This window comes from Mycobacterium sp. 852002-51961_SCH5331710 (assembly GCF_001665535.1).
GTDB lineage: Bacteria > Actinomycetota > Actinomycetes > Mycobacteriales > Mycobacteriaceae > Mycobacterium.
This window is the reverse complement of the sequence record NZ_LZSQ01000015.1, coordinates 60,750-82,956: the sequence shown is the minus strand read 5'-3', so window position 1 is coordinate 82,956 and position 22,207 is coordinate 60,750. Positions and strand designations below refer to the sequence as shown.

General features: G+C 66.8%; 23 protein-coding genes. 15 read left to right on the top strand and 8 right to left on the bottom strand.

What is annotated here, in order from left to right:
* The first annotated feature begins 215 nt into the window (after positions 1-215).
* Both A5752_RS02810 and A5752_RS02805 read left to right on the top strand, forming a co-directional pair.
* Entirely contained in the window at positions 216-737 is a 522-nt protein-coding gene (locus A5752_RS02810; protein WP_067081745.1) for a DoxX family protein, read from the top strand.
* Positions 738-796: 59 nt separating this feature from the next.
* Positions 797-2,539: a DUF3556 domain-containing protein gene (locus A5752_RS02805; RefSeq protein WP_067081742.1), complete on the top strand. Its 1,743-nt coding sequence runs from the start codon at positions 797-799 to the stop codon at positions 2,537-2,539.
* An 18-nt stretch (positions 2,540-2,557) separates the two neighbouring features.
* Here A5752_RS02805 and A5752_RS02800 read toward each other — a convergent pair whose 3' ends face one another.
* Positions 2,558-3,349 carry a FadR/GntR family transcriptional regulator gene (locus A5752_RS02800; protein WP_067081790.1) on the bottom strand — a complete coding sequence of 264 codons (792 nt, stop codon included), beginning with the start codon at positions 3,347-3,349 and terminating at the stop codon, positions 2,558-2,560.
* Between the two features lie 297 nt (positions 3,350-3,646).
* Between A5752_RS02800 and A5752_RS02795 the strand changes: the two genes are divergently transcribed.
* The 3 genes from A5752_RS02795 (at position 3,647) to A5752_RS02785 (ending at position 6,845) form a co-directional block, all read left to right on the top strand.
* Positions 3,647-4,804, top strand: a complete 1,158-nt coding sequence (locus A5752_RS02795) for a thiolase family protein (RefSeq protein WP_067081739.1) — start codon at positions 3,647-3,649, stop codon at positions 4,802-4,804.
* Positions 4,801-5,598, top strand: coding sequence for a crotonase/enoyl-CoA hydratase family protein (locus A5752_RS02790; protein WP_067081736.1), 798 nt, complete (start codon positions 4,801-4,803; stop codon positions 5,596-5,598). The genes A5752_RS02795 and A5752_RS02790 overlap by 4 nt, the downstream gene beginning before the upstream one ends.
* Before the next feature lie 104 nt (positions 5,599-5,702).
* Positions 5,703-6,845: an acyl-CoA dehydrogenase family protein gene (locus A5752_RS02785; protein ID WP_067081733.1), complete on the top strand. Its 1,143-nt coding sequence runs from the start codon at positions 5,703-5,705 to the stop codon at positions 6,843-6,845.
* 104 nt (positions 6,846-6,949) lie between these two features.
* Here the strand turns inward: A5752_RS02785 and A5752_RS02780 are convergent, their stop codons facing one another.
* On the bottom strand, positions 6,950-7,693 hold the full coding sequence (locus A5752_RS02780; RefSeq protein ID WP_067081730.1) for a fasciclin domain-containing protein: 744 nt from the start codon (positions 7,691-7,693) through the stop codon (positions 6,950-6,952).
* 172 nt (positions 7,694-7,865) lie between these two features.
* Between A5752_RS02780 and A5752_RS02775 the strand changes: the two genes are divergently transcribed.
* From A5752_RS02775 to A5752_RS02765, 3 genes are read left to right on the top strand one after another with little or no spacing between them, the layout of a single operon-like run.
* Positions 7,866-8,390 (top strand): gamma carbonic anhydrase family protein, encoded by a 525-nt coding sequence (locus A5752_RS02775; RefSeq protein ID WP_067081787.1) that lies wholly within the window; start codon positions 7,866-7,868, stop codon positions 8,388-8,390.
* A gap of 34 nt (positions 8,391-8,424) precedes the next feature.
* The gene (locus A5752_RS02770; RefSeq protein WP_067081727.1) at positions 8,425-9,573 is read left to right on the top strand and encodes an NAD(P)H-binding protein; all 1,149 of its coding nucleotides are present in this window, start codon (positions 8,425-8,427) and stop codon (positions 9,571-9,573) included.
* Positions 9,570-10,292 carry a CPBP family intramembrane glutamic endopeptidase gene (locus tag A5752_RS02765; RefSeq protein WP_082963711.1) on the top strand — a complete coding sequence of 241 codons (723 nt, stop codon included), beginning with the start codon at positions 9,570-9,572 and terminating at the stop codon, positions 10,290-10,292. The genes A5752_RS02770 and A5752_RS02765 overlap by 4 nt, the downstream gene beginning before the upstream one ends.
* On the opposite strand, the gene tet(V) is transcribed toward A5752_RS02765, so the two are convergent.
* Both tet(V) and A5752_RS02755 read right to left on the bottom strand, forming a co-directional pair.
* Positions 10,293-11,540, bottom strand: a complete 1,248-nt coding sequence (gene tet(V), locus A5752_RS02760; protein ID WP_502686619.1) for a tetracycline efflux MFS transporter Tet(V) — start codon at positions 11,538-11,540, stop codon at positions 10,293-10,295. It abuts the gene before it with no gap.
* Positions 11,541-11,642: 102 nt separating this feature from the next.
* Positions 11,643-12,461: an enoyl-CoA hydratase gene (locus A5752_RS02755; RefSeq protein ID WP_067081725.1), complete on the bottom strand. Its 819-nt coding sequence runs from the start codon at positions 12,459-12,461 to the stop codon at positions 11,643-11,645.
* A gap of 87 nt (positions 12,462-12,548) precedes the next feature.
* On the opposite strand from A5752_RS02755, the gene A5752_RS02750 reads away from it, so the two are divergent.
* The 3 genes from A5752_RS02750 to A5752_RS02740 are packed head-to-tail and all read left to right on the top strand — an operon-like array spanning position 12,549 to position 15,438.
* On the top strand, positions 12,549-13,640 hold the full coding sequence (locus A5752_RS02750; RefSeq protein WP_067081722.1) for a CaiB/BaiF CoA transferase family protein: 1,092 nt from the start codon (positions 12,549-12,551) through the stop codon (positions 13,638-13,640).
* An 18-nt stretch (positions 13,641-13,658) separates the two neighbouring features.
* The gene (locus A5752_RS02745; protein ID WP_067081718.1) at positions 13,659-14,411 is read left to right on the top strand and encodes a 3-hydroxyacyl-CoA dehydrogenase; all 753 of its coding nucleotides are present in this window, start codon (positions 13,659-13,661) and stop codon (positions 14,409-14,411) included.
* 28 nt (positions 14,412-14,439) lie between these two features.
* The gene (locus tag A5752_RS02740; protein ID WP_067081715.1) at positions 14,440-15,438 is read left to right on the top strand and encodes an NAD(P)H-dependent flavin oxidoreductase; all 999 of its coding nucleotides are present in this window, start codon (positions 14,440-14,442) and stop codon (positions 15,436-15,438) included.
* A gap of 113 nt (positions 15,439-15,551) precedes the next feature.
* Here A5752_RS02740 and A5752_RS28140 read toward each other — a convergent pair whose 3' ends face one another.
* Positions 15,552-15,683, bottom strand: a complete 132-nt coding sequence (locus tag A5752_RS28140; protein ID WP_090278021.1) for a hypothetical protein — start codon at positions 15,681-15,683, stop codon at positions 15,552-15,554.
* Between the two features lie 130 nt (positions 15,684-15,813).
* Positions 15,814-16,356, bottom strand: a complete 543-nt coding sequence (locus tag A5752_RS02735; protein ID WP_067081712.1) for a DoxX family protein — start codon at positions 16,354-16,356, stop codon at positions 15,814-15,816.
* Positions 16,357-16,509: 153 nt separating this feature from the next.
* Between A5752_RS02735 and A5752_RS02730 the strand changes: the two genes are divergently transcribed.
* The 3 genes from A5752_RS02730 to A5752_RS02720 are packed head-to-tail and all read left to right on the top strand — an operon-like array spanning position 16,510 to position 20,082.
* Entirely contained in the window at positions 16,510-18,792 is a 2,283-nt protein-coding gene (locus A5752_RS02730) for an MMPL family transporter (RefSeq protein ID WP_067081709.1), read from the top strand.
* Positions 18,789-19,466 carry a TetR/AcrR family transcriptional regulator gene (locus A5752_RS02725; RefSeq protein ID WP_067081706.1) on the top strand — a complete coding sequence of 226 codons (678 nt, stop codon included), beginning with the start codon at positions 18,789-18,791 and terminating at the stop codon, positions 19,464-19,466. Before A5752_RS02730 ends, A5752_RS02725 begins: the two co-directional genes overlap by 4 nt.
* Complete coding sequence (locus A5752_RS02720; RefSeq protein ID WP_067081703.1) at positions 19,447-20,082, top strand: class I SAM-dependent methyltransferase; 636 nt, start codon at positions 19,447-19,449, stop codon at positions 20,080-20,082. The genes A5752_RS02725 and A5752_RS02720 overlap by 20 nt, the downstream gene beginning before the upstream one ends.
* A 55-nt stretch (positions 20,083-20,137) precedes the next feature.
* Here A5752_RS02720 and A5752_RS02715 read toward each other — a convergent pair whose 3' ends face one another.
* Together A5752_RS02715 and A5752_RS02710 are read right to left on the bottom strand one after the other, a co-directional pair.
* Positions 20,138-20,992 (bottom strand): PDDEXK-like endonuclease domain-containing protein, encoded by an 855-nt coding sequence (locus A5752_RS02715; RefSeq protein ID WP_067081701.1) that lies wholly within the window; start codon positions 20,990-20,992, stop codon positions 20,138-20,140.
* Positions 20,993-21,087: 95 nt separating this feature from the next.
* On the bottom strand, positions 21,088-21,801 hold the full coding sequence (locus tag A5752_RS02710) for an NAD-dependent deacylase (RefSeq protein WP_067081698.1): 714 nt from the start codon (positions 21,799-21,801) through the stop codon (positions 21,088-21,090).
* A gap of 36 nt (positions 21,802-21,837) precedes the next feature.
* On the opposite strand from A5752_RS02710, the gene A5752_RS02705 reads away from it, so the two are divergent.
* Positions 21,838-22,203, top strand: a complete 366-nt coding sequence (locus tag A5752_RS02705) for an Rv1152 family transcriptional regulator (RefSeq protein WP_067081695.1) — start codon at positions 21,838-21,840, stop codon at positions 22,201-22,203.
* Positions 22,204-22,207: the final 4 nt, after the last annotated feature.

Here is a 22,207-nt window from a genome sequence, read left to right as displayed (position 1 = left end):
TCGTGAGATGTGTATAAGAGACCCCCAACCACCCGCCCCAACCACATCTGTGGATGAACCAGAACTTGGGGACAACCGCGCACCACATGGGCCGAAGCCCTGGGGATACCCCGGTCGTTTTGTTGGCGTGAGGCCAGCGTCGCGAGCAAGGCGGATCGGAGTCACACCTGGAGGGGGCTGGGCAGTGGCTTAACACATGGCCTAGATTTTGTTGCATGACTGCCTACGACGTCGGAGTGCTGATCCTGCGAGTGGTCCTGGGCCTGACCATGGCCGCCCACGGCTACAACAAGTTCTTCGGACCCGGAGGCCTCAAGGGCACCGCCGGGTGGTTCGACAGCATGGGGATGCGGCCGGGCAAGTTCCACGCCCGCGTCGCCGCGACGACCGAGATGGCGGCCGGCATCGGCCTCGCCGTGGGCCTGCTGACCCCGATCCCGGCGGCGGGCTTCGTCGCTCTGATGCTCGTCGCCGCATGGACCGTCCACCGGCCCAACGGCTTCTTCATCGTCAAGGAGGGCTGGGAGTACAACCTCGTGCTCGCCGCCGCCGCAGTCGGCATCGCCACCATCGGCGCAGGCAAGATCAGCCTCGATCACCTGCTGTTCAGCTCGATGGGCTTCTACGACCTGCTGCACGGCTGGTGGGGTCTGGTCATCTCGCTCGGTCTCGGCCTTCTCGGCGGCATCGGCCAGCTGGCGATTTTCTACCGCCCGCCGGCCAAGACCGACGCCTGACGCCGAGCCCGCCGCGAACCGCACCTGTGTAGCTAGAACACGTTCTAGTCTGTGTTCCCATGGGGTTCTTGAAGCAGGACGCGCCTGTCGTCGATTTCGAGGAATGGAGTAAGGGCACACGCGCCGAGAAAATCGTGCCGATGGCCCGGCACTGGGCCGAGGTGGGATTCGGGACGCCCGTCGTCCTGCACCTCTTCTACGTCGTCAAGATCCTGCTCTACATCCTCGGCGCGTGGCTGGTCGCGCTCAGCACCACCGGCATAGACGGTTTCACCAACGTCGCCTCCTGGTACAACGAGCCGATCGTGTTCGAGAAGGTCGTGCTGTACACGATGTTGTTCGAGGTGGTCGGCCTCGGCTGCGGGTTCGGCCCCCTCAACAACCGGTTCTTCCCGCCTATGGGCTCGATCCTGTACTGGTTGCGGCCGAAGACGATTCGGCTACCACCGTGGCCGACCCGCATCCCGCTGACCAGAGGCGACACTCGCACACCGTTCGACGCGCTGCTCTACGCAGCGCTTCTGGTGCTGCTCGTCGTAGCGATCTTCTCCGACGGCACCGGCCCGATACCCGAACTCGGCACGACGGTCGGCGTGCTGCCGGTGTGGCAGATCGGCGCCATCCTCGGGGTCCTCGCCGTGCTGGGCCTGCGCGACAAGGTGATCTTCCTGGCCGCGCGCGGCGAGGTGTACGCCTCGCTCGCGGTCTGCTTCCTGTTCGCGGGCCCCGACATCATCATCGCGGCCAAGCTCGTATGCCTGACGATCTGGCTCGGCGCCGCGACGTCGAAGCTCAACAAACACTTCCCGTTCGTCATCTCCACGATGATGAGCAACAACCCGGTGTTCCGGCCCAAGTGGATCAAACGCAGGTTCTTCGAACGCTTTCCGGATGATCTACGGCCGGGCCGGGCGTCGCGATGGCTGGCGCACTTCAGCACCGCAATCGAAGGGCTGGTCCCGTTGGTGCTGTTCTTCTCCCACGGCGGCTGGCCAACCTACATCGCCGCCTTCGTGATGCTGGTCTTCCACTTCGGCATCCTGTCGTCGATACCGATGGGTGTTCCGCTGGAGTGGAACGTCTTCATGATGTTCTCGGTGCTCGCATTGTTCGTGGGGCACACCGACATCGGCCTCGCAGACCTGCAGAGCCCATGGCCGATCGTGTTGTTCGCAGTCGTAGCGGGCACCGTGGTGATGGGAAACCTGTTCCCGCGCAAGGTGTCCTTCCTGCCCGGCATGCGGTACTACGCCGGCAACTGGGACACCGGGCTGTGGTGTGTGAAGCCGTCGGCCTCACAGAAGATTGAAGAGAACGTGGTCTCGATCGCGAGCATGCCGCAAGCCCAGATGGAGCGGTACTACGGCAGCCCGGAAACCGCGCAGATGTACCTGTACATGGGATATGCGTTCCGCGCGTTCAACTCTCACGGTCGAGCGATGTTCACCCTCGCGCACCGGGTGATGGCGGGGCACAACGAGGACGACTACGTCCTGACCGACGGTGAACGGATCTGCAGCACGGCGATCGGGTGGAACTTCGGTGACGGGCACATGCACAACGAGCAGCTGATCGACGCATTGCAGAAGCGCTGCCACTTCGAACCCGGCGAGGTGCTCGTCGTGCTTATCGACGGTCAGCCGATCCACAAGCAGCGGCAGGAGTACCGGCTGGTCGACGCCGCCACAGGCGAGTTCGAGCGCGGCTACATCAACGTCGCCGACATGGTGACGCGCCAGCCGTGGGACGACACCATCCCGGTACACGTGACGTGGCAGAGGGACAAGGCCGACGCGCCCTAGCTAGGCCATGACGCCGAGCTAGCCCATGACGTCGCGGACCTTGACATCCTCGAGGCCCTGCAACAGCAGTTCCCGCGCGGTGTCGAGGTGCTTGCGCCAGTGCGCTTCCGCGGCCGCGCCGTCACCGGATCGCAACAGCTGCATCAGCTTTCGGTACGACCGCATCAACTTGTCGAAGTCGGCTCGGGAGACGGGACGGCGTTCCTTGAACAGGAAGGCGTTGTGGCGCACGGTGATCTCGTGCAGCATTCCGGCGATGATGGACAGCGTCGCGTTGCCCGACAGTTCGACGACGCGCAGATGGAAGTCACCGGTCGTCTCGGCCAGGGTGTCGTTCTTCCAGCCCGACGGCACATGCTCTTCGAGCAAACGGTCGAGCTCGTCGAACGACTCTTCGGAACCGGATTCCGCGAGCAGCCGTACCGCCATCGGCTCGATACCGGCGCGCGCCGTCATCAGGTCGGCGATCGTCGCACCGGACAACTCGAGCAGCAGGCCGGCGGGACGCGCCACGATCTCGGGGCCCGGCACCCGCACGCGCGCACCGGTACGCGAACCGCGTCGCACCTCGACGAGGCGTTCGGATTCGAGAACCCGCACCGCCTCCCGCAAGGTCGGCCGGCTCACCCCGAAGTGGGCCATCAGCTCGGCCTCATTGGGAAGGAAGTCGCCGTCCTTGAGTTGGCCGTCGACCACCATGCGGCGCAGCGTGCCCGCGACGAGCTCGGCGGTCTTCGGAGACCGGACCGTCGTTCCGGCACCGACGCCGTCCGGACCGATCATCGGCGCCAGCGGTGTACTTCGAGCCACCACATCTCCCCAAGCGATTCTGGCCGTCAGCCAGCTGTACAACTCAGTAAACCATGTGCGGCGGCCACTGAGAGCTAAGGACTCAGCGCTGGTGGCGCGACGCGACATGTCGGGAGGGACGAACCCTATCCCGAACGACCAGGTTGTGCGACCCTCCGCTACGTTCGGCGACACCCACGGCGGACCGGGAGGCGCCGCCCACCAACCAGTAGGTTGACCTAGTAAACCTTGTTCGTTTACGTTCGGGGGTGGACCCCCGCGTGTGGGTGAATCATCGAACTTCGAAGGAGAAGTGTCATGGCTGAAGCCGTCATCGTCGAGGCAGTACGGTCGCCCGTCGGCAAGCGCAACGGCGGGCTGTCCGGGGTTCACCCCGGTGAGCTGTCGGCCCAGGTGCTCAACGGCCTCGTCGAGCGTGCAGGCGTGGATCCGGCCCTGGTCGACGACGTGATCTGGGGCTGCGTCATGCAGGCCGGCGAGCAGGCGCTCGACATCGCTCGTACCGCCGTCCTGGCGGCCGGATGGCCGGAGAGCGTGCCCGGTGTGACTGTCGACCGGCAGTGCGGCTCGAGCCAGCAGTCGGTGCACTTCGCCGCTGCCGGCGTGGTCGCCGGTCATTACGACGTCGTCGTCGCCGGCGGCGTCGAGGTCATGTCGCGCACCCCGATGGGCTCGTCGTTGGCCAACGGCGGCCATCCCTACCCGGAGGCGTTCCGCGGCCGCTACACCCAGACCCCGAACCAGGGCATCGGCGCCGAGATGATCGCCGAGCAGTGGGGCTTCGACCGCACCACGCTCGACCAGTTCTCCCTCGACTCGCACGAGAAGGCGGCCGCCGCGCAGGACTCGGGCGCCTTCGACGACCAGATCGTCGGCATCAAGACGAAGGATGAGGACGGCAACGAGAGCGTCGTGCTCAAGGACGAGGGCATCCGCCGGGGCACGCCGATCGAGAAGATGGCTCAGCTGAAGCCGGCCTTCAAGGAGGACGGCGTCATCCACGCCGGTAACTCCAGCCAGATCTCCGACGGTTCGGCGGCGCTGCTGTTCATGTCGGCGGAGAAGGCGAAGGAGTTGGGGCTCAAGCCGATCGCCAAGGTGCACACCGCGGTGCTGGCCGGATCCGATCCGGTGATCATGCTGACCGCGCCGATCCCGGCCACCCAGAAGGCGATCAAGAAGTCGGGCCTGAGCCTCGATCAGATCGGCGTGTTCGAGGTCAACGAGGCGTTCGCGCCCGTTCCGATGGCGTGGCTCAAGGACATCGGCGCCGACGAGAAGAAGCTCAACCCGAACGGCGGCGCGATCGCGCTCGGCCACCCGCTCGGCGGGTCGGGTGCCCGCATCATGACCACGATGCTGTACCACATGCGGGACAACGGAATTCAGTATGGTCTGCAGACCATGTGCGAGGGTGGCGGCCAGGCCAACGCCACCATTCTCGAACTGTTGTGACGACCGAAGTGACGACGCCCGCGGCGCTCACCGAGCGCCGCGGGAACGTCATGCTCATCACCATCAACCGTCCCGAGGCGCGAAACGCCGTCAACAGTGCGGTCAGCACAGCGGTCGGCGACGCGCTGCAGGCGGCGCAGGACGATTCCGAGGTGCGCGCGGTGGTCATCACCGGCGCCGGTGAATCCTTCTGCGCCGGTGCCGATCTGAAAGCGATCGCGCGACGGGAGAGCCTGTTCCACCCGGACCATGCCGAGTGGGGATTCGCTGGCTACGTGCAGCACTACATCGACAAGCCGACCATCGCGGCGGTCAACGGCACCGCGCTCGGCGGAGGCACCGAACTCGCGCTCGCCAGTGATCTGGTGGTCGCCGAGGAGCGTGCGAAATTCGGTCTGCCCGAAGTCAAGCGGGGCCTCATCGCCGCCGCCGGCGGGGTGTTCCGCATCGTCGATCACCTGCCGCGCAAGGTCGCGATGGAGCTGCTGTTCACGGGCGAGCCGATGTCGTCGGCCGACGCGCTCAGGTGGGGCCTGATCAACGAGGTCGTGCCCGACGGCACCGCGGTCGACGCTGCGCTCGCTCTGGCCGAACGCATCACCCGCAATGCGCCGCTTGCGGTTTGGGCGAGCAAGCGGGTGGCGATGGGTGTCGACGACGGCGTCATCACCGGCGACGAAGCCGGATGGTCGAGGACCATGCGTGAGATCTCGACGGTGATCCGGTCAGAAGACGCCAAGGAAGGACCGCTGGCATTCGCCGAGAAGCGCCAGCCCGTATGGAAAGCCAAGTAAGCGCCCTGACGAGCGCTTGCGCGAGGAAGAGATAACAGCGACGAGCGCTTGCGCGAGGAAGAGATAACAGCGACGAGCGCTTGCGCGAGGAAGAGAAAACACTGATGAAGAGAACGATCTACGAAGCCGAACACGAAGCATTTCGGGAAACCGTCAAGGAGTACATCGAGCGCGAGCTCGTTCCCAACCACGAGAAATGGGAGACCGAGCGCATCGTCGACCGGTCGGCGTACACCGCCGCGGGCAAGTACGGGCTCATCGGCTTCAACATGCCCGAGGAGTTCGGTGGCGGTGGCTCCGACGACTTCCGGTTCAACGCGATCATCGACGAGGAGATCGCCAAGGCCGGCGTCCATGGCCCCGCGCTGAGCCTGCACAACGACGTCGTCGGGCCGTATTTCAAGGACCTGACCAACGACGAGCAGAAGCAGCGGTGGCTGCCGGGCATCGCCAGCGGCGAGACGATCATTGCGGTCGCGATGACCGAACCCGGCGCGGGCAGCGACCTGGCCGGCATCCGCACCTCCGCAGTGCGCGACGGTGACGACTGGATCATCAACGGCTCCAAGACCTTCATCTCGTCGGGTATCAACTGCGATCTCTGCGTGGTGGTCGCCCGTACCGATCCGGAGGCCGGACACAAGGGCTTCTCGCTGTTCGTCGTCGAGCGCGACATGGAGGGCTTCAGCCGCGGGCGCAAGCTCGACAAGATGGGCCTGCACTCGCAGGACACCTCCGAGCTGCACTTCGAGAACGTCCGCGTGCCGAACGCCAACCTGCTGGGCAAGGAAGGTCGCGGTTTCTACCACCTGATGACCAACCTGCCCTCGGAGCGGCTGTCGATCGCCATTTCGGCCATCGCCGGCGCCCGCGCCGTGTTCGACGAGACGCTGCAATATGCCAAGGATCGCAAGGCTTTCGGCCAGCCGATCGGCAGCTTCCAGCACAACCGGTTCCTGCTCGCCGAGATGGAGACCGAGCTCGAGGTCACCGAGAACTACATCGACCGCTGCCTGCAGGGCGTGGTCGACGGTGAGCTGACCGCGGTCGAGGCGGCCAAGGCCAAGTGGTGGGCGACCGAGGTCGCCAAGAAGGTCGTCGACCAGTGCGTGCAGCTGCACGGCGGCTACGGCTACATGATGGAGTACCGCGTCGCCCGCGCCTACGTCGACGGACGGATCCAGACGATCTTCGGTGGCACCACCGAGATCATGAAGGAGATCATCGGCCGCGACCTAGGTGTATAGCCGGCTCAGCCGGCGTGGTGTATAGCCGGCTCGCAGTCCTGTCGGCCCAACGCCAAAGCCCCCGAAACAACGGAGTTTCGGGGGCTTTCGCGTGTCGCAGAAGGTCAGGCGGTCGGAGCCTCGGCCGGGGCCGGAGCGGCCGGCTCGGTGGTCTCGGTCGTCGTCTCGGTCGTGGTCGTCTCGCTGGTCGACGTCGCCGACGGCGTCGCCGCATCCGGCGGGCTGGCCGGATCGAGCACCGCGTCGATCAGGTAGATCCGGGCGTTGGCCGCCTGGATGCCACCGCAGACCACCTTGGCGGTGTCGTTGATCGTGACGTCGGCGTTCTCACCGGTCACCTTGATCTCGGCGCCCTGCTGCGTCGGCCGCTGACCCTTGACGTCCTTGGGTCCGAGGATCCCGAGGAAGACGTGGTAGTAGTCGAAGTCCGTCAACGCGGCGGGGTTGGCCTTCAGCGCGTCGAGCTGCGCGGGCGGAAGCGCGGCAAACGCCTCGTTCGTCGGCGCGAAGACCACGTAGGGACCGTTCTCCAGGACGGGCACCACGTTCACGACGGGATTGAAGCCACCCGAGATCGCGGAGTAGAAGGTGCTGGCGTCCGGTATGGCCTGCAGAGCCTGACCGACGGGAAGGTTGTTCAGCGACTTCCAGTTGGGCACGGCCTCCTTGAAGGCGTCACAACCCTTGCCCTCCGGGTTCGGGAGCTCGACCTCCTTCGTGGTGGTCGGCTCCGCCGGCTGCTCGGGCGCGGGCGGGTCGGCGTACGCGGTCACGGCCAGCGGCACCGAAAAGGCGATCGCGGCGATTCCGGCGGTGGCACCAAGAGCTTTGCTGGTGCGAGTCTTCACTTACGGCTCCTCAGCTAGACAGGTCGAAACGCATGTTAAAGGCAGCGCTACGCGACTGCCAAAGTCGTCACCTCGCCAAACGGCCTCCGCATGCCGTCTGACCTGCGCGTTGTCAATCTGCCCACATGGTGCCCCGAACGGCCTCAAAGGGGCGATGCATACGATGGCCCGCATGCCCGAGCCGCTGATCATCCCCATTCGTGGTCGTAGACCCTCCCTGCACGCCGAGGCGTGGGCGGCGCCCAACGCCAGCTTGATCGGGCAGGTGACGCTCGCCGCACGGGCCAGCGTTTGGTACGGCGCGACGTTGCGGGCCGAGGCCGAGCCCATCGAGATCGGTTTCGGCACCAACATCCAGGACGGAGTGACCATCCACGTCGACCCGGAATTCCCGGTCTGCGTCGGCGAAGAGGTCAGCGTGGGCCACAACGCCGTGCTGCACGGCTGCGTCATCGAGGACGGGGCGCTCATCGGCATGGGTGCGGTCATCCTCAACGGCGCGACGGTCGGCCAGGGCGCGCTGATCGCGGCGGGCGCGGTGGTGCCGCAGGGCTTCGTCGTGCCGCCGCGCACACTCGTCGCCGGCGTCCCCGCCAAGGTGCGCCGCGACCTCAGCGATGCCGAGGTCAACCACAACCGGTACAACGCGCAGGTGTATCAGCACCTCATCGATCTGCACCGCGACGCGTCCGCCTAGATTCTCCGGGGGTTGATCCGGGTACAGGCCTACCGTGAAACGTCTCCGCACCCTGGTGACCGGCGCGTCCGGTTACGTCGGCTCCCGGCTCGTCACCGCTCTGCTCACCGAGGGCCACGATGTCGTCGCGGCGAGCCGAAACCTGGACAGGCTCGCCGATTTCGGATGGCAGGACCGCGTCACCGCGGTCGCGCTGGACGCCCACGACGAGGACTCGGCGCGTTCGGCGTTCGCCGAGGCCGGCCCCATCGACGTCGTCTACTACCTCGTGCACGGGATCGGGCAGCCCGACTTCCGTGAAGCCGACAATCGCGCCGCGGCCAACGTGGCCCAGGCCGCCAAGGACGCCGGCGTGCGCCGCATCGTGTACCTCGGGGGGTTCGTGCCCGACGGCGACGACCTCTCGGAACACCTGGCGAGCCGTGCCGAGGTGGCCGAGGCGTTGCACATCGACGGCGGGCCCGACGTGGTGTGGCTCGGCGCGGCCATCATCATCGGGGCCGGGTCGACGTCGTTCGAGATGCTGCGCTACGTGGGCGATCGGTTCCTGATCATTCCCATGCCGGCGTGGTCGGCCAACCCGATCGACCCGATCTCGATTTGCGACGTGCTGCACTACCTCGTGGCCGCCGCGGACAGTGAGCGCGTACCGGCCGGGGCCTACGACATCACCGGCCCCGAAACCACGTCCTACGCCGAGCTGCTGCGGACCTACGCACGGATAGCGGGCAAGTGGCGGGCCGAACTTCCCGTCAACGGCGTCGACACCGGTCTCGTCTCCTGGGTGACGGCGGCGGTGTTGCCCGTCCCGGGCGGGCTGGCGGCCGACCTCGTGCAGTCGCTGGACCATCCGATGATGGCGTCCGAGACCGGGCTGCGTGAGTTCGTGCCGGACCCGCCCGCCGGGCTGATCTGCATCGAGGAGGCCATCACGCGGGCGCTGGCCAGCCGTCGGCGCCGGCCCGTCGACGAGCTCACCGACCCGCACCACCTCGCCGACACCGATCCCCGTTGGGCCGGGGGCGACACCCTGCGCCTGCGTCAGATGGCCGGCGCGGTCACACCGTCGATCGCGCGGCCGGCACTGGGTCTCATCGGCGGGGTGCCCGGGCCCGTCGCGGGCGCGGTGCGCACCGGGCTCGACACGCTGCTGCACTTCATGCCGAAGGTTGTTCCGACGTGACGGAGCCGACGCAGACGCGTCCGGGGTTGGTTCGGGAGATCCGCGACATCGTCGGCGCGTGCCCCGTTCCGCATCACGAACCACCCCACGTCGTACGACGTCGGCGCATCATCGTCGCGGTCGTCCTCATCATCGGCGCCGCGCTGCTCGGGTACTCGCTGACCCGGCCGCCCGGCGACCAGTCGTTCTACTGGCTGACGCTGGCGCTCGCCGGGGTGTGGGCGCTCGGCGCCCTGGTGTCGGGGCCGCTGCACATGGGCTGCATTCGCTTCCGCGACCGCAACCAGCGACCGGTGATCACCGGTATCGCAATGGGTTTGGGGCTGGGCGCGGTGTTCCTCGTCGGTGGTCTGATCGCGCGCGAGATCCCCGGTGTGCGCGAATACATCACGCGCGTGCTGGAATACGCCGATTACGGGCCGCTGATACTGGTCGCGTTCATCACGGTGATCAACGGCCTGGCCGAAGAGATGTTCTTCCGCGGCGCCCTCTATACCGCGCTGGGGACCGTGAAGCCGGTGCTGATCTCGACCGTCTTCTACGTGATCGCGACCGCGGCCACCACCGGCAACCCGATGCTCGGCTTCGCAGCGATCATCCTCGGCACGGTCTGCGCGTTCGAACGCCGGGCGACCGGCGGCATACTCGCACCGATGCTGACCCACTTCTTCTGGGGCCTGGTCATGGTGCTCGCGCTGCCGCCGCTCTTCGGCGTCTAGTCAACGCAGGGGATGGGCCAGCTCGTCTCGGCGCATTCGGGCCGCCCACACCGCGACTGCCGCGACCAATACCGGGGCGATGCCCGCGACGAGGAAGATCGTCTGCACCGAAACGACTTTCGACAGCGGTCCGACGATCGCGAACGACACCGGCATGAACGCCAGCGACACGAAGAAGTCGAGGCTCGACACACGGCCCAGCATCGCCGTCGGCACCCGTCGCTGCAGCAGCGTGCCCCAGATGACCATTCCCGTCCCATCGGTGAACCCGATGACGAACGTCGCAACCGCCATCACGGCGAACGAGGACGTGAAGCCGAAGACGACCAGCGGTATAGCGCCCACGCTCCACATCGCCATCATCACCGACAGATACCGGCGCGGCATCCGGCCCGACGACACCGTGAGTGCGCCGAGTGCACTACCCAATCCGAAGAACGCGAGGATGAAGCCGTACGTCCGGGCGCCGTCGGCGAAGCGGTCCTTGGCGATGAACGGCAGCAGCACCTCGATCGGTCCCAGAACGACCAGCACGAAGATGCTCGCGAACAACAGCGTCCACAACAGCCACGGGGTGCCGAGCACGAACACGAACCCGTCGCGCAGATCGCGCAGCACATGTGGGCTCTGCTGTGCTGCAGGCGGTTTCAGGACCGGTCTGGTCGCCACCAGTAGCGCCAGGCCGAGAGCGAACAAGCCGGCGACCGCCACCGCCCCGACCGCCGGGAAGGTCGCGCCGACGATGACACCGGCGGCGGCCGGGCCGACCGCGCGCTGGAAGACCGGGCGCACCACGCCCTCCACGCCGTTGGCCGCGAGCAGCTGCTCGGACGGAAGGAGCCTCGGCAGGATCGCGCTGTAGGCGGGAAAGAAGAACGCCGCCGCGGATCCCAGCGCGGCTGCGCCCACTGCCAGGTGCCAGATCTGCAGTGCGCCAAGCAGTCCCAGAACCGCGATGACAGACGAGGCGATGACATTGACCGTTTCGACCGCGATGATGATCGACCGCTGTGGGAAGCGGTCGGCGGCGATACCGCCGACCAACACGAACGCGACCAGGGCGCCGCCGAAGCAGGTCGTCACGATCGACAACGACACGGGATCGTTGTTCAGGTCGATGACCTGCATGGCCAGCACCACTGCGAACATGCCGTCGGCGAAGATCGACAACGTCACCGCCGCGATCAGCAGGCGGTACTCGCGGATGCGGAACGGTGCGAGCACGCGCCAACGACCGGCGCTGTGCACCGGTTGCTGAATGTCGAATTGCGTACTCACCTATCGATGGTCGCGGATGTGCGCCCGTCGAGTCCACCGATTTTCCGGGCGTGAGCCGTCAGCCCGAGATGCTCAGAAGTCGGAGAAGTTCGCCTTGCGGCGCTGCTGGAAGGCGGTGATGCCCTCGATGAAGTCCGGCGCACTCAACAGTGACAGCTGACCCTCGCGTTCGCGCCCGAGCGCGGGTTCGAACTCGGTGAGCGTGGCCGCGTTGATGGCGTGTTTGGTCTTGCGCAGCGCCACCGCGGGACCGGACTTCAGCGTGCTGAGCACCTTGTCGACCTCGGCGTCGAACTCATCGGCCGGATACACCGCGGCCGCCAGGCCCCAGTCGTAAGCCTCACGCGCGGAGACCTTTTCGGCCAGCAGCGCCATCCGGGCCGCGCGGGTGCGCCCGACCGCAGCGGCCACCAGCGCCGAGGCGCCGCCGTCGGGCATCAGCCCGATCTTGGTGAACGCCAACATGAAGTAGGCGTTGTCCGAAGCCAAGACGACGTCGCAGGCCAGGGCCAGCGATACGCCGACGCCGGCAGCCGCACCGTGTACCGCGGCGACCACGGGCTGGGGAAGATTCACGATCGCGCGGACCGCGTCGTTGGCGGCGTCGAGCACCGAGGCCGGGCCGTCGACGGTCTTCTGCGCCTGGTCGTCGCCGCTGATGCCGGCGCCCGAGCAGAACCCGCGACCCGTCCCACCGAGCCGTACCACCTTGACCCGTTGATCGGAGGCCGCGGTGTTGAGGGTGTCGGCGATACCGGCGAGCATCTCTCGATTCAGGGAATTGAGGCTCTCCGGTCGATTCAGCGTCACCGAAAGCACGCCATCGGCGAGTTCGACCGTCAGATCGTCGACACCGGTATACGTGGGTGCGCCTGAATCGAGGGTTGTCATGGCTGCACCCTAGAACCGGACGACTTGGTTATACAAGTAAGCTATGTCGGCGATCCGGAAGCGATTGTCCAACGAAGGGCGGTAAGCATGGCGGGACCTCTGCACGGACTGCGGGTGATCGAACTCGCGAGCATCGGACCCGGCCCGCACGCGGCGATGATCCTCGGTGACCTCGGCGCGGACGTCGTCCGCATCGAACGCCCGGGCAAGCTCGGCGGGATCCCGACCAGCAAGCGCGAGGCCGCGCTGCGCAACCGCCGTTCGGTGGCCGCGGACCTCAAGAGCGACGAAGGGCGCGAGCTGGTTCTGCGCCTGGTGGCCAAGGCCGACGTGCTGATCGAGGGCCTGCGCCCCGGCGTCACCGAACGACTCGGCCTCGGCCCGGAGGACTGCGCGAAGGTCAACGAGCGGCTGATCTACGGACGCATGACCGGTTGGGGCCAGACCGGGCCGCGCCGCCTGCAGGCCGGCCACGACATCAACTACATCTCCCTCAACGGCGTGCTGCACTCGATCGGCCGGGCCGGCGAGCGTCCCGTCCCGCCGCTGAATCTGACCGGTGACTTCGGCGGCGGCTCGATGTTCCTGCTCGTCGGCATCCTGTCGGCGCTGTTCGAACGCCAGACGTCGGGCAAGGGCCAGGTGGTCGACGCCGCGATGATCGACGGCTCGAGCGTGCTCGCGCAGATGATCTGGGGCTTTTTGCAAGACGGCCTGTGGACCGATCAGCGCGGGGTCAACATCCTCGACGGCGGTGCGCCGTACTACGACACGTACACCTGCGCCGACGGTCGCTACATCGCGGTGGGCTGCATCGAGCCGCAGTTCTACGCCGCGTTCCTCGAGGGTCTCGGGCTGGAGAACGCCGACCTGCCCGACCAGAACGACGCGAGCCGGTGGCCGGAACTGCGGGCCAAGCTAAGCGAGGTCATCGCGAGCAAGGACCGCGATCACTGGGCCAAGGTCTTCGCCGAGAGCGACGCCTGCGTGACGCCGGTGCTGTCGTTCAGCGAGGTGGAATCCGAACCGCACGTCACCGAGCGCAACACGTTCTATCGCGACGGCGACCACCTGCAGCCGATGCCCGCGCCGCGGTTCTCCCGCAGCGTGCCGCCGGCACCGACACCACCCGGACAAGCCGGAGCCGACACCGAAGCCGTCTTACGAGACTGGGCCTAAAGAAAGGAACACCCTCAAGTGGAGATCAAGGACGCCGTAGCCGTCGTCACCGGTGGCGCATCGGGCCTCGGCCTGGCCACCACCAAACGCCTGCTCGACAGGGGCGCGTCGGTGGTCGTCATCGACCTCAAGGGCGAGGAAGCGGTCAAAGAGCTCGGGGACCGCGCCCAGTTCGTCGAGGCCAACGTCACCGACCCGGAGCAGGTCAGCGCGGCGCTGGATGCGGCCGAGAAGATGGGCCCGCTGCGGATCAACGTCAACTGCGCGGGCATCGGCAACGCGATCAAGACGCTGAGCAAGGACGGCCCGTTCCCGCTCGATGGCTTCAAGAAGGTCATCGAGGTCAACCTGATCGGCACGTTCAACGTGCTGCGCCTGTCGGCCGAGCGGATCGCCAAGCAAGAACCGATCAACGGTGAGCGCGGCGTCATCATCAACACCGCATCCGTCGCGGCGTTCGAAGGTCAGATCGGCCAGGCCGCCTACTCCGCGTCCAAGGGTGGCGTGGTCGGCATGACGCTGCCGATCGCGCGCGACCTGTCGCGCGAATTCATCCGCGTTGTCACGATCGCGCCGGGTCTGTTCAAGACCCCGCTGCTGGGTTCGCTGCCTGAAGAGGCGCAGCAGTCGCTGGGCAAGCAGGTGCCGCATCCGGCCCGCCTCGGTGATCCTGACGAGTACGGCGCGCTGGCCGTGCACATCGTCGAGAACCCGATGCTCAACGGCGAGGTGATCCGTTTGGACGGCGCGATCCGGATGGCGCCGCGATGAGCGCTTGCGCGAAGAGAAGAGAGCACCGATGAGCATCAGGACGAAGTTCACCGAGACGTTCGGCATCGAGCACCCCATCGTGCAGGGTGGGATGCAGTGGGTCGGCCGCGCAGAACTGGTTGCGGCCGTGGCGAATTCGGGGGCGCTCGGTTTTATCACCGCGCTGACCCAGCCGACGCCGGCCGATCTGGCCAACGAGATCGCCAAGTGCCGCGAGTTGACCGACAAGCCGTTCGGCGTCAACCTGACGATCCTGCCGACGATCAACCCGCCACCCTATGACGAGTACCGCCAGGTGATCGTCGACGCCGGCATCAAGATCGTCGAGACCGCGGGCTCGAACCCGGCGCCGCACCTGCCGATGTTCCACGAGAACGGCATCAAGGTGCTGCACAAGTGCACCTCGGTGCGGCATGCGGTCAAGGCGCAGAGCCTCGGCGTCGACGGCATCAGCATCGACGGTTTCGAGTGCGCGGGTCACCCCGGCGAGGACGACATTCCGGGCCTGGTGCTGATCCCGGCGGCGTCGGCCAAGATCGACATCCCGATGATCGCCTCGGGCGGGTTCGCCGACGCGCGCGGTCTGGTGGCGGCGTTGGCGCTGGGCGCCGACGGCATCAACATGGGTTCGCGGTTCATGTGCACGGTGGAGTCGGCGATCCATCAGAACGTCAAGGAAGCGATCGTCGCTGGCACCGAACTCGACACCGAGCTGATCTTCCGGCCGCTGCGCAACACCGCCCGGGTGGCCAGCAACGCCGTCTCGCGCGAGGTCGTCGAGATCCTCAACCGTGGTGGTCAGTTCGAGGACGTCAAGGACCTGGTCGCCGGCAAGCGCGGGGTGAAGGTCTACGAGGTCGGCGATCTCGACGCCGGCATCTGGAGCGTGGGCACCGCGATGGGCCTGATCAACGACATCCCGACCGTCGGAGACCTGGTCGCGCGGATCGTCGACGAGGCCGAGGAAATCATCAGCGGCCGGCTCAGCGACATGATCGCCGACGACGAAGAAGAGAATGTGGCTTAGAAAAGGGGATCGGACTTAGCGGGCGGGATCGCCAAGAAGCGCCATCGGACCAGGCTCGGGCTCTGGGGCCGAACCGTCGGAGCGAATGCGCGACCCCTCGGCGCGCGTTCGTGTCAGACGGCGGTGCGCAGGGGGTGCTCGTCGTCGAGCTGCTCCGAGGTGTCGCCCTCTACCAGGACATCGCCGTGGTAGAGCGCTTCGAAGTCAACCTTGATGACATCGGCACTGGTGTCGTCGATCCACATGTACTCGACAGTAAGTGTTACCTCTAAGGAATCTTTGAGTCACGATTCGGAATATGTTGGCAATCCTTACCCGCGGGTAGGGTCCGGCGATACCCAATCCAATACCCGCCGGTAGCTTTTTGCTGGCCGGCTACGCCCTGGCCGTCAAATGGATCGGGTTCGTGCCGAGCAGGGCCACCCAAGTCAGGATCGCTGCGGCGAACGCCACGACCAGCAGGCCGACGGCGATGCGCCGTCCCCACGCCAGGCGGCCCAACGCCTTCGCGTCGAGTGAGTAGGCCCCGGCGCCGAGGAAGAGCAGCGCAGCGGCCCCGATGCCGATCATGAAGGGCACGTTGAACGGTTCGGACCAGAACGCGGACTCCGACACGTTGACCGCCCATGCGTCGACCATCGCCGCGACCACCGCGCACGCCGCCAGTGGTGTGAGCGCCCCGAAGATCAGGCCGAGGCCGCCGAGGGTCTCGGCCGCGGTCACCATGAAGGCCGCCAGTGCGGGCAACCGCCAGCCCGCGGCTTCCATGAACCCGACGGTGGCGCTGAAGTCCAAGAGTTTGATGAGCCCCGCCTGAAGGATGGCGGCGCCGACGCCGATGCGCAGGATGAGCAGGCCGATGTCCGTCGCGGTGTTGCGTGTGCTGGTGGCGGCCGTCGCCGCGTCCGTCGTGGTCATGCCCAATACGACTATCAGACGAGCCACAACTCATCGCGCGGATTCGTAGTGAACGCCGCACGGTCCTGAACCGTGTCCGAAGGGGGCCGTTGACGCCGCTGACTTACCGTTGTTAAGTTACCGTCGTTAGTCCGAGGACCGAGAGGACATGCAGTGCTGCAACGAATCGCACAGCTGGCCATAGCGGCGCCCCGGCGCATCATCGCGACAGCCGTCCTCGTGATGGTGGCGTGCGCGGTATTCGGGATCCCCGTCGCCAAGAACCTCTCGGCCGGCGGCTTCCAGGATCCGACGTCGGAGTCGGCGAAGGCCACCCAACTGCTGGTGGACAAGTTCGGCCAGGGCGACATGGAGCTGATCCTGAGCGTCCACTCCGACGACGGCGCGCAGAGCCCGGCGGCGCGTGCCGTGGGGGAGGAACTCGTCGCCGAACTGCGGGCCGCGCCCTCGGTCGTCGACGTCACCTCGCTGTGGAACGCGCCGCCGACCGCCGCGCCGGCGCTGGTCAGCGAGGACGGGAAGACGGGGCTGATCGTCGCAGGCATCACCGGCGGTGAGAGCGGTGCGCAGAAGCATGCGAAGGAGCTCACCGAGCGGCTCGTACACGACCGCGACGGCGTCAGCGTGCGGGCCGGCGGCGAGGCGATGATCTACGTGCAGATCAACGGGCAGAGCGAAAAAGACCTCCTGAAGATGGAGGCGATCGCGATTCCGCTGTGCTTCCTGGCACTGGTGTGGGTGTTCGGCGGGCTGCTCGCCGCTGCGCTGCCGCTGGCCATCGGCGGTATGGCGATCCTCGGCTCGATGGCGGTGCTGCGTGCGGTCACCTACGTCACCGACGTCTCGATCTTCGCGCTGAACCTCTCGGTGGCCATGGGTCTGGCGCTGGCCATCGACTACACGCTGCTGATCATCAGCAGGTACCGCGACGAGCTCGCCGACGGCGCCGACCGCGAAACTGCGCTGGTGCGCACGATGGCCACCGCGGGACGCACGGTGTTGTTCTCGGCGCTGACGGTCGCGCTGTCGATGGTCGCGATGGTGTTGTTCCCGATGTACTTCCTGAAGTCGTTCGCATACGCGGGGATCGCGGTGGTGACGTTCGCGGCCGTCGCCGCGATCGTCGTGGCGCCCGCGGCGATGGTGCTGCTCGGCGAGCGGCTCGACGCGTTCGATGTGCGCCGCCTCGGCCGCCGCCTGTTCGGCAGGCCGGAGCCGGTGCGCAAGCCCGTGGAGCAGACGTTCTGGTACCGGTGCACGAAGGTCGTGATGCGCCGGTCGATTCCGATCGCGTTGGTGATCGTCACGCTGCTGCTGGTGCTCGGCGCGCCGTTCCTCAACGCGCGGTGGGGTTTTCCCGATGAGCGTGTGCTGCCGCAGTCAGCTTCGGCGCGGCAGGTCGGCGACGATCTGCGCGCCAACTTCGCCGTCGACTCGGCCCGCAATGTCGCGGTCGTCATACCGGACACTCGGGGCGTCACGCCCGCGATGGTCGATCGCTACGCCGCCGAACTCTCTCGTGTCGCCGACGTGTCCTCGGTCTCGGCACCCGGCGGCACCTTCGTCGACGGCAGACCGGTCGGCCCGCCGTCGGCGGCGACGGGCGTCAAGGACGGCAGCGCTTTCCTCACGGTGGCCAGCACCGCGCCGCTTTTCAGCGATGCCTCCGAGGCGCAGCTCGACCGGTTGCAGGCCGTCGGCACGCCCGGCGATGTTCCGGTGCTGCTGACCGGCACCGCGCAGGTGAACCGTGACAGCGCCTCGGCGATCACCACGCGCCTGCCGCTGGTGCTCGGGGTGATCGGAGTCATCACGTTTGTGTTGCTGTTCCTGCTCACCGGAAGCGTCGTGCTGCCGTTGAAGGCGTTGGTGCTCAACGTCTTATCGCTGACCGCTGCGTTCGGCGCGCTGGTGTGGATCTTCCAGGAGGGCCACCTCGGTGCGCTGGGAACCACGCCCACGGGCACCTTGGTGGCGAACATGCCCGTGCTGTTGTTCTGCATCGCGTTCGGGTTGTCGATGGATTATGAGGTGTTCCTGGTCTCACGGATCCGCGAGTTCTGGCTGCAGTCCGGCGAGGACGGAGCACTTTCGGCGCGTGAACGCAACGACGAGAGCGTCGCGCTCGGCTTGGCGAAGACCGGCCGCGTCGTCACGGCGGCGGCGCTGTTGATGTCGATCTCGTTCGCGGCGTTGATCGCGGCCGAGGTCGCGTTCATGCGGATGTTCGGTGTGGGGTTGACGCTTGCGGTGCTCGCCGACGCGACGCTGGTGCGGATGGGTCTGGTGCCGGCGTTCATGCACCTGCTGGGGCGGTGGAACTGGTGGGCGCCCAAGCCGTTGGCGAAATTGCATGAGCGGATCGGTTTGCGCGAGTCGGGCGAACCCGCACCCGCAGCCGCCGGGAGTCCGACCGAACCGGCGGGGACGCGATGAAACGGCGACGCGCGCCCCGCGGGTCCGGGGAGCAGTTGCGCGAGGAGATCCTCGACGCGACAACCGACCTGCTACTCGAGGCCGGCACCGCGAAAGAGGTCTCGATCCGGTCGGTGGCGCAGCGGGTGGGTGTGACCCCGCCGTCGATCTATCTGCACTTCGCCGACAAGGACGCCCTGCTCGACGCGGTGTGCGCGCGGTACTTCGAGAAGCTCGACGAGGAGATGCAGTCCGTGGCGGCCGGGCAGCCCTCGACCATCGAGGTGCTGCGTGCCCAGGGACTGGCGTACGTTCGGTTCGCGATGAAAACCCCTGAGCTGTATCGCATTGCGACGATGGGGGAGAGTCGGCCGGGCAGCGATGTGGACGTGGCGTTGAACAGCTCGGCGTTCGTGCATCTGCGCGCCGCGGTCGAGGGCCTGATCGCGGAGGGAATCTATGCGCCGGGTGATTCGACGGCGATGGCGCTGGAGTTGATGACCGTCGCGCACGGGGTGGCCGCGATGCTGATCTCGAAGCCGTACCTACCGTGGGGTGATGTCGAGGAGTTCGCCGACCGGGTGCTGGCGGCTGTGTGCTTCGGTCAGATCGCCCGAGGCGCCGTCGACCTCGACAGGCCAGCGGAAGCCGTCGCACAGTTGAAAGGGGCGCTACATGTCGGACACGGTCAATAACCCGTTTTTCGCGCGGTTGTGGACGGTGATGTCCACCCACGAGACCGACGCCATCCGGCAACTCCGGCGGGAGAACCTCGCCGGGTTGTCCGGCCGGGTGCTGGAGGTCGGCGCGGGGACCGGGACGAACTTCGAGTTCTACCCCGACACCGTGACCGAGGTCGTGGCCGTCGAGCCCGAGCGCCGGTTGGCCGAACACGCCCAGCGGGCCGCTGCCGCGGCGCGAGTGCCCGTCACCGTCAGCACCGACACCGTGGAACAGTTCATGGCTTCCGGCAACGAACCGTTCGACGCCGTCGTCTGCTCGCTCGTGCTGTGCTCGATCGAGGACCCGGAGACCGTTCTGCGCCAACTCCATTCGTTGATGCGGCCGGGCGGTGAACTTCGCTACCTCGAGCACATCGCCAGCGCAGACGGCCGCGGGCGGCTGCAGCGGATCGCCGACGCGACGGTGTGGCCGCGGTTGTTCGGAAATTGCCATACGCACCGCCACACCGAGCAGAGCATTGCGGGCGCGGGATTCGATGTCGCAGGGTCGCGGCGGGAGTGGACGATGCCGCGGTGGGTGCCGCTGCCCGTATCCGAATTTGCGATCGGCCGCGCGGTCAAGCCCTAGCGATTTGTGTGCGATAGCGAGCGCTGAGCGCAACAAAGCGCACACAAATCGCTACTTAGGCGAGGGCGCGCCGGATCTCCGCGATCACTCGCTCGGGATACTGGGTGAGGTCCAACCACGTAAAGCGCAGGACACTCCACCCGAGCAACGCGATCTTGTTCTGCCGGTTGCGGTCTTTGACGAACACCTCGGCGTCGCTGTGGAATGCCCAGCCGTCGACTTCGATGGCGACTCTCTGCGCTGGGAATGCGACGTCGACCTTGTATCTGTCGACCGGATGGTTGGTGTACCACCCGCCAATACCAGCCTCACGCAACAACTTCACGAGCAGGCGCTCAGCTGCTGATCGTGCGCCGTCTGACGCTGCCTGTAGCAGTCGTCTGGCGGCCGGCGACCCGTGGCGGCCCCTGTTTCGCAGATGCGCTCGCCACAGGTCGCGCAACTCGACAACGCTCTGCAGTGCTGAATCCATCAACACGACACCATCGCGTTCGCGGATCGCGGCTTCGACGACCGTCAGCGGAATCGCTGTCACTCTCAGCCCTTTGCGTTCAACCACATCCGATGACGCGAGGTCCCGCCTTCGCGTGCGGATTCCCGCGCGGTGTGGATGATGGCTCTCCCTGGGCACCGTCACTTCGACGATGTCGGGCGCAAAGCGGGTCATGCTGTGCCACCATGCGGCCGACAACCCACTGGCCGTCGCTTGTGGGCCGTAACCCCACACGGCTGCCCGTACCCGTGCGGCACCGGTGAACGGCCGATCGTCGACGAAGTACACCCCGGGCGAGCAGCGTCGCCACCGGCCAGCGCGAACTCGTCTACCGATTGCGTGTCTGCTCAGGCCGCATCGCTCGGCCTGCGCAAGCGTGATGACTCCGTCGTGCCGCCGCAGATGATCTTCGAGCACGTTGGAAAGGACGCCGTAGGACCACGTTCGGTTCCGCAGTCTGCGATTTGTGTGCGTTCACGAGCGGTGAGCGCAACAAAACGTACACAAATCGCTCAGCCGAGCAGGGCCGGAAGCCGCTGCAACAGGTTCGGCAGTGCGTTCGCCGCCGTCTCGCGCACGGACGCCGTCGCGGAATCCGACAGCGGTGTGCGTTCCGGGTTGACCTCGATGACCGGGATGCCGTTGGCCAGCGCGATCTCGGGCAGGCCCGCCGCGGGATAGACGATCGACGAGGTGCCGACGACGATCACCAGGTCGGCGCCGCTGACCGCCTCGACCGACCGCTGCCAGGCGTCCTCCGGCAGTGCCTCGCCGAACCAGACCACATTGGGCCTGATGAGCCCTCCGCACACGCACCGTGGCGGGTCGACGGTCTCCACCGGTTCCGGCATGGCCGGCAGTTCGCCGGAGTACGCCCCCTGACAGAGGTCGCAGCGGAACTCGAACAGGCTTCCGTGTACGTGGTAGACCTTCTTGCTGCCCGCGCGCTCATGCAGGTCGTCGACGTTCTGGGTGACGACGTGCACGTCGGCGTAGTCCTGCCAGGCGGCCACCGCCAGGTGTCCGTTGTTCGGTTGCACCCCGCTCATCATGTAGTGGCGCCACAGGTACCACGCCCACACCTTCTCGGGGTGGGCTCGCCACCCCTCCGAACTGGAGATTTCGTAGGGGTCGACCTTCGCCCACAGGCCGGTTTCGGCGTCGCGGAAGGTCGGCACCCCGCTCTCGGCCGAGATACCCGCACCGCTGAGGACCGTTACCTGCACATGACCAAACTAGCCCGTGTGGGCGATACTAGGCACGTGGCCAACTTGGGGGATTGGGTACGCATCGACCAGCGCTCTTCCGGCGCCCTGTTCGACCAGCTCAGAACGCAGATCATCGATGGCGTGCGCGACGGCAGGCTGCCGCCGGGCACCCGGCTGCCGACGGTGCGCGAGCTGGCGGGCCAGCTCGGTCTCGCGGTGAACACCGTGGCCCGTGCCTACCGCGAGTTGGAGTCGGCGGGAATCCTCGAAACCCGCGGCCGCTTCGGCACATTCGTCGCTCATGAGGATCCGGCCGACGCCGCGATGGCCACGGCCGCCAACACCTTCGTGTCGGCGGCCAAGTCGCTCGGGGTGGGCAAGGACGATGCGCTGCGGTATGTGGAGACGGCGTTCGGGTAGCGGT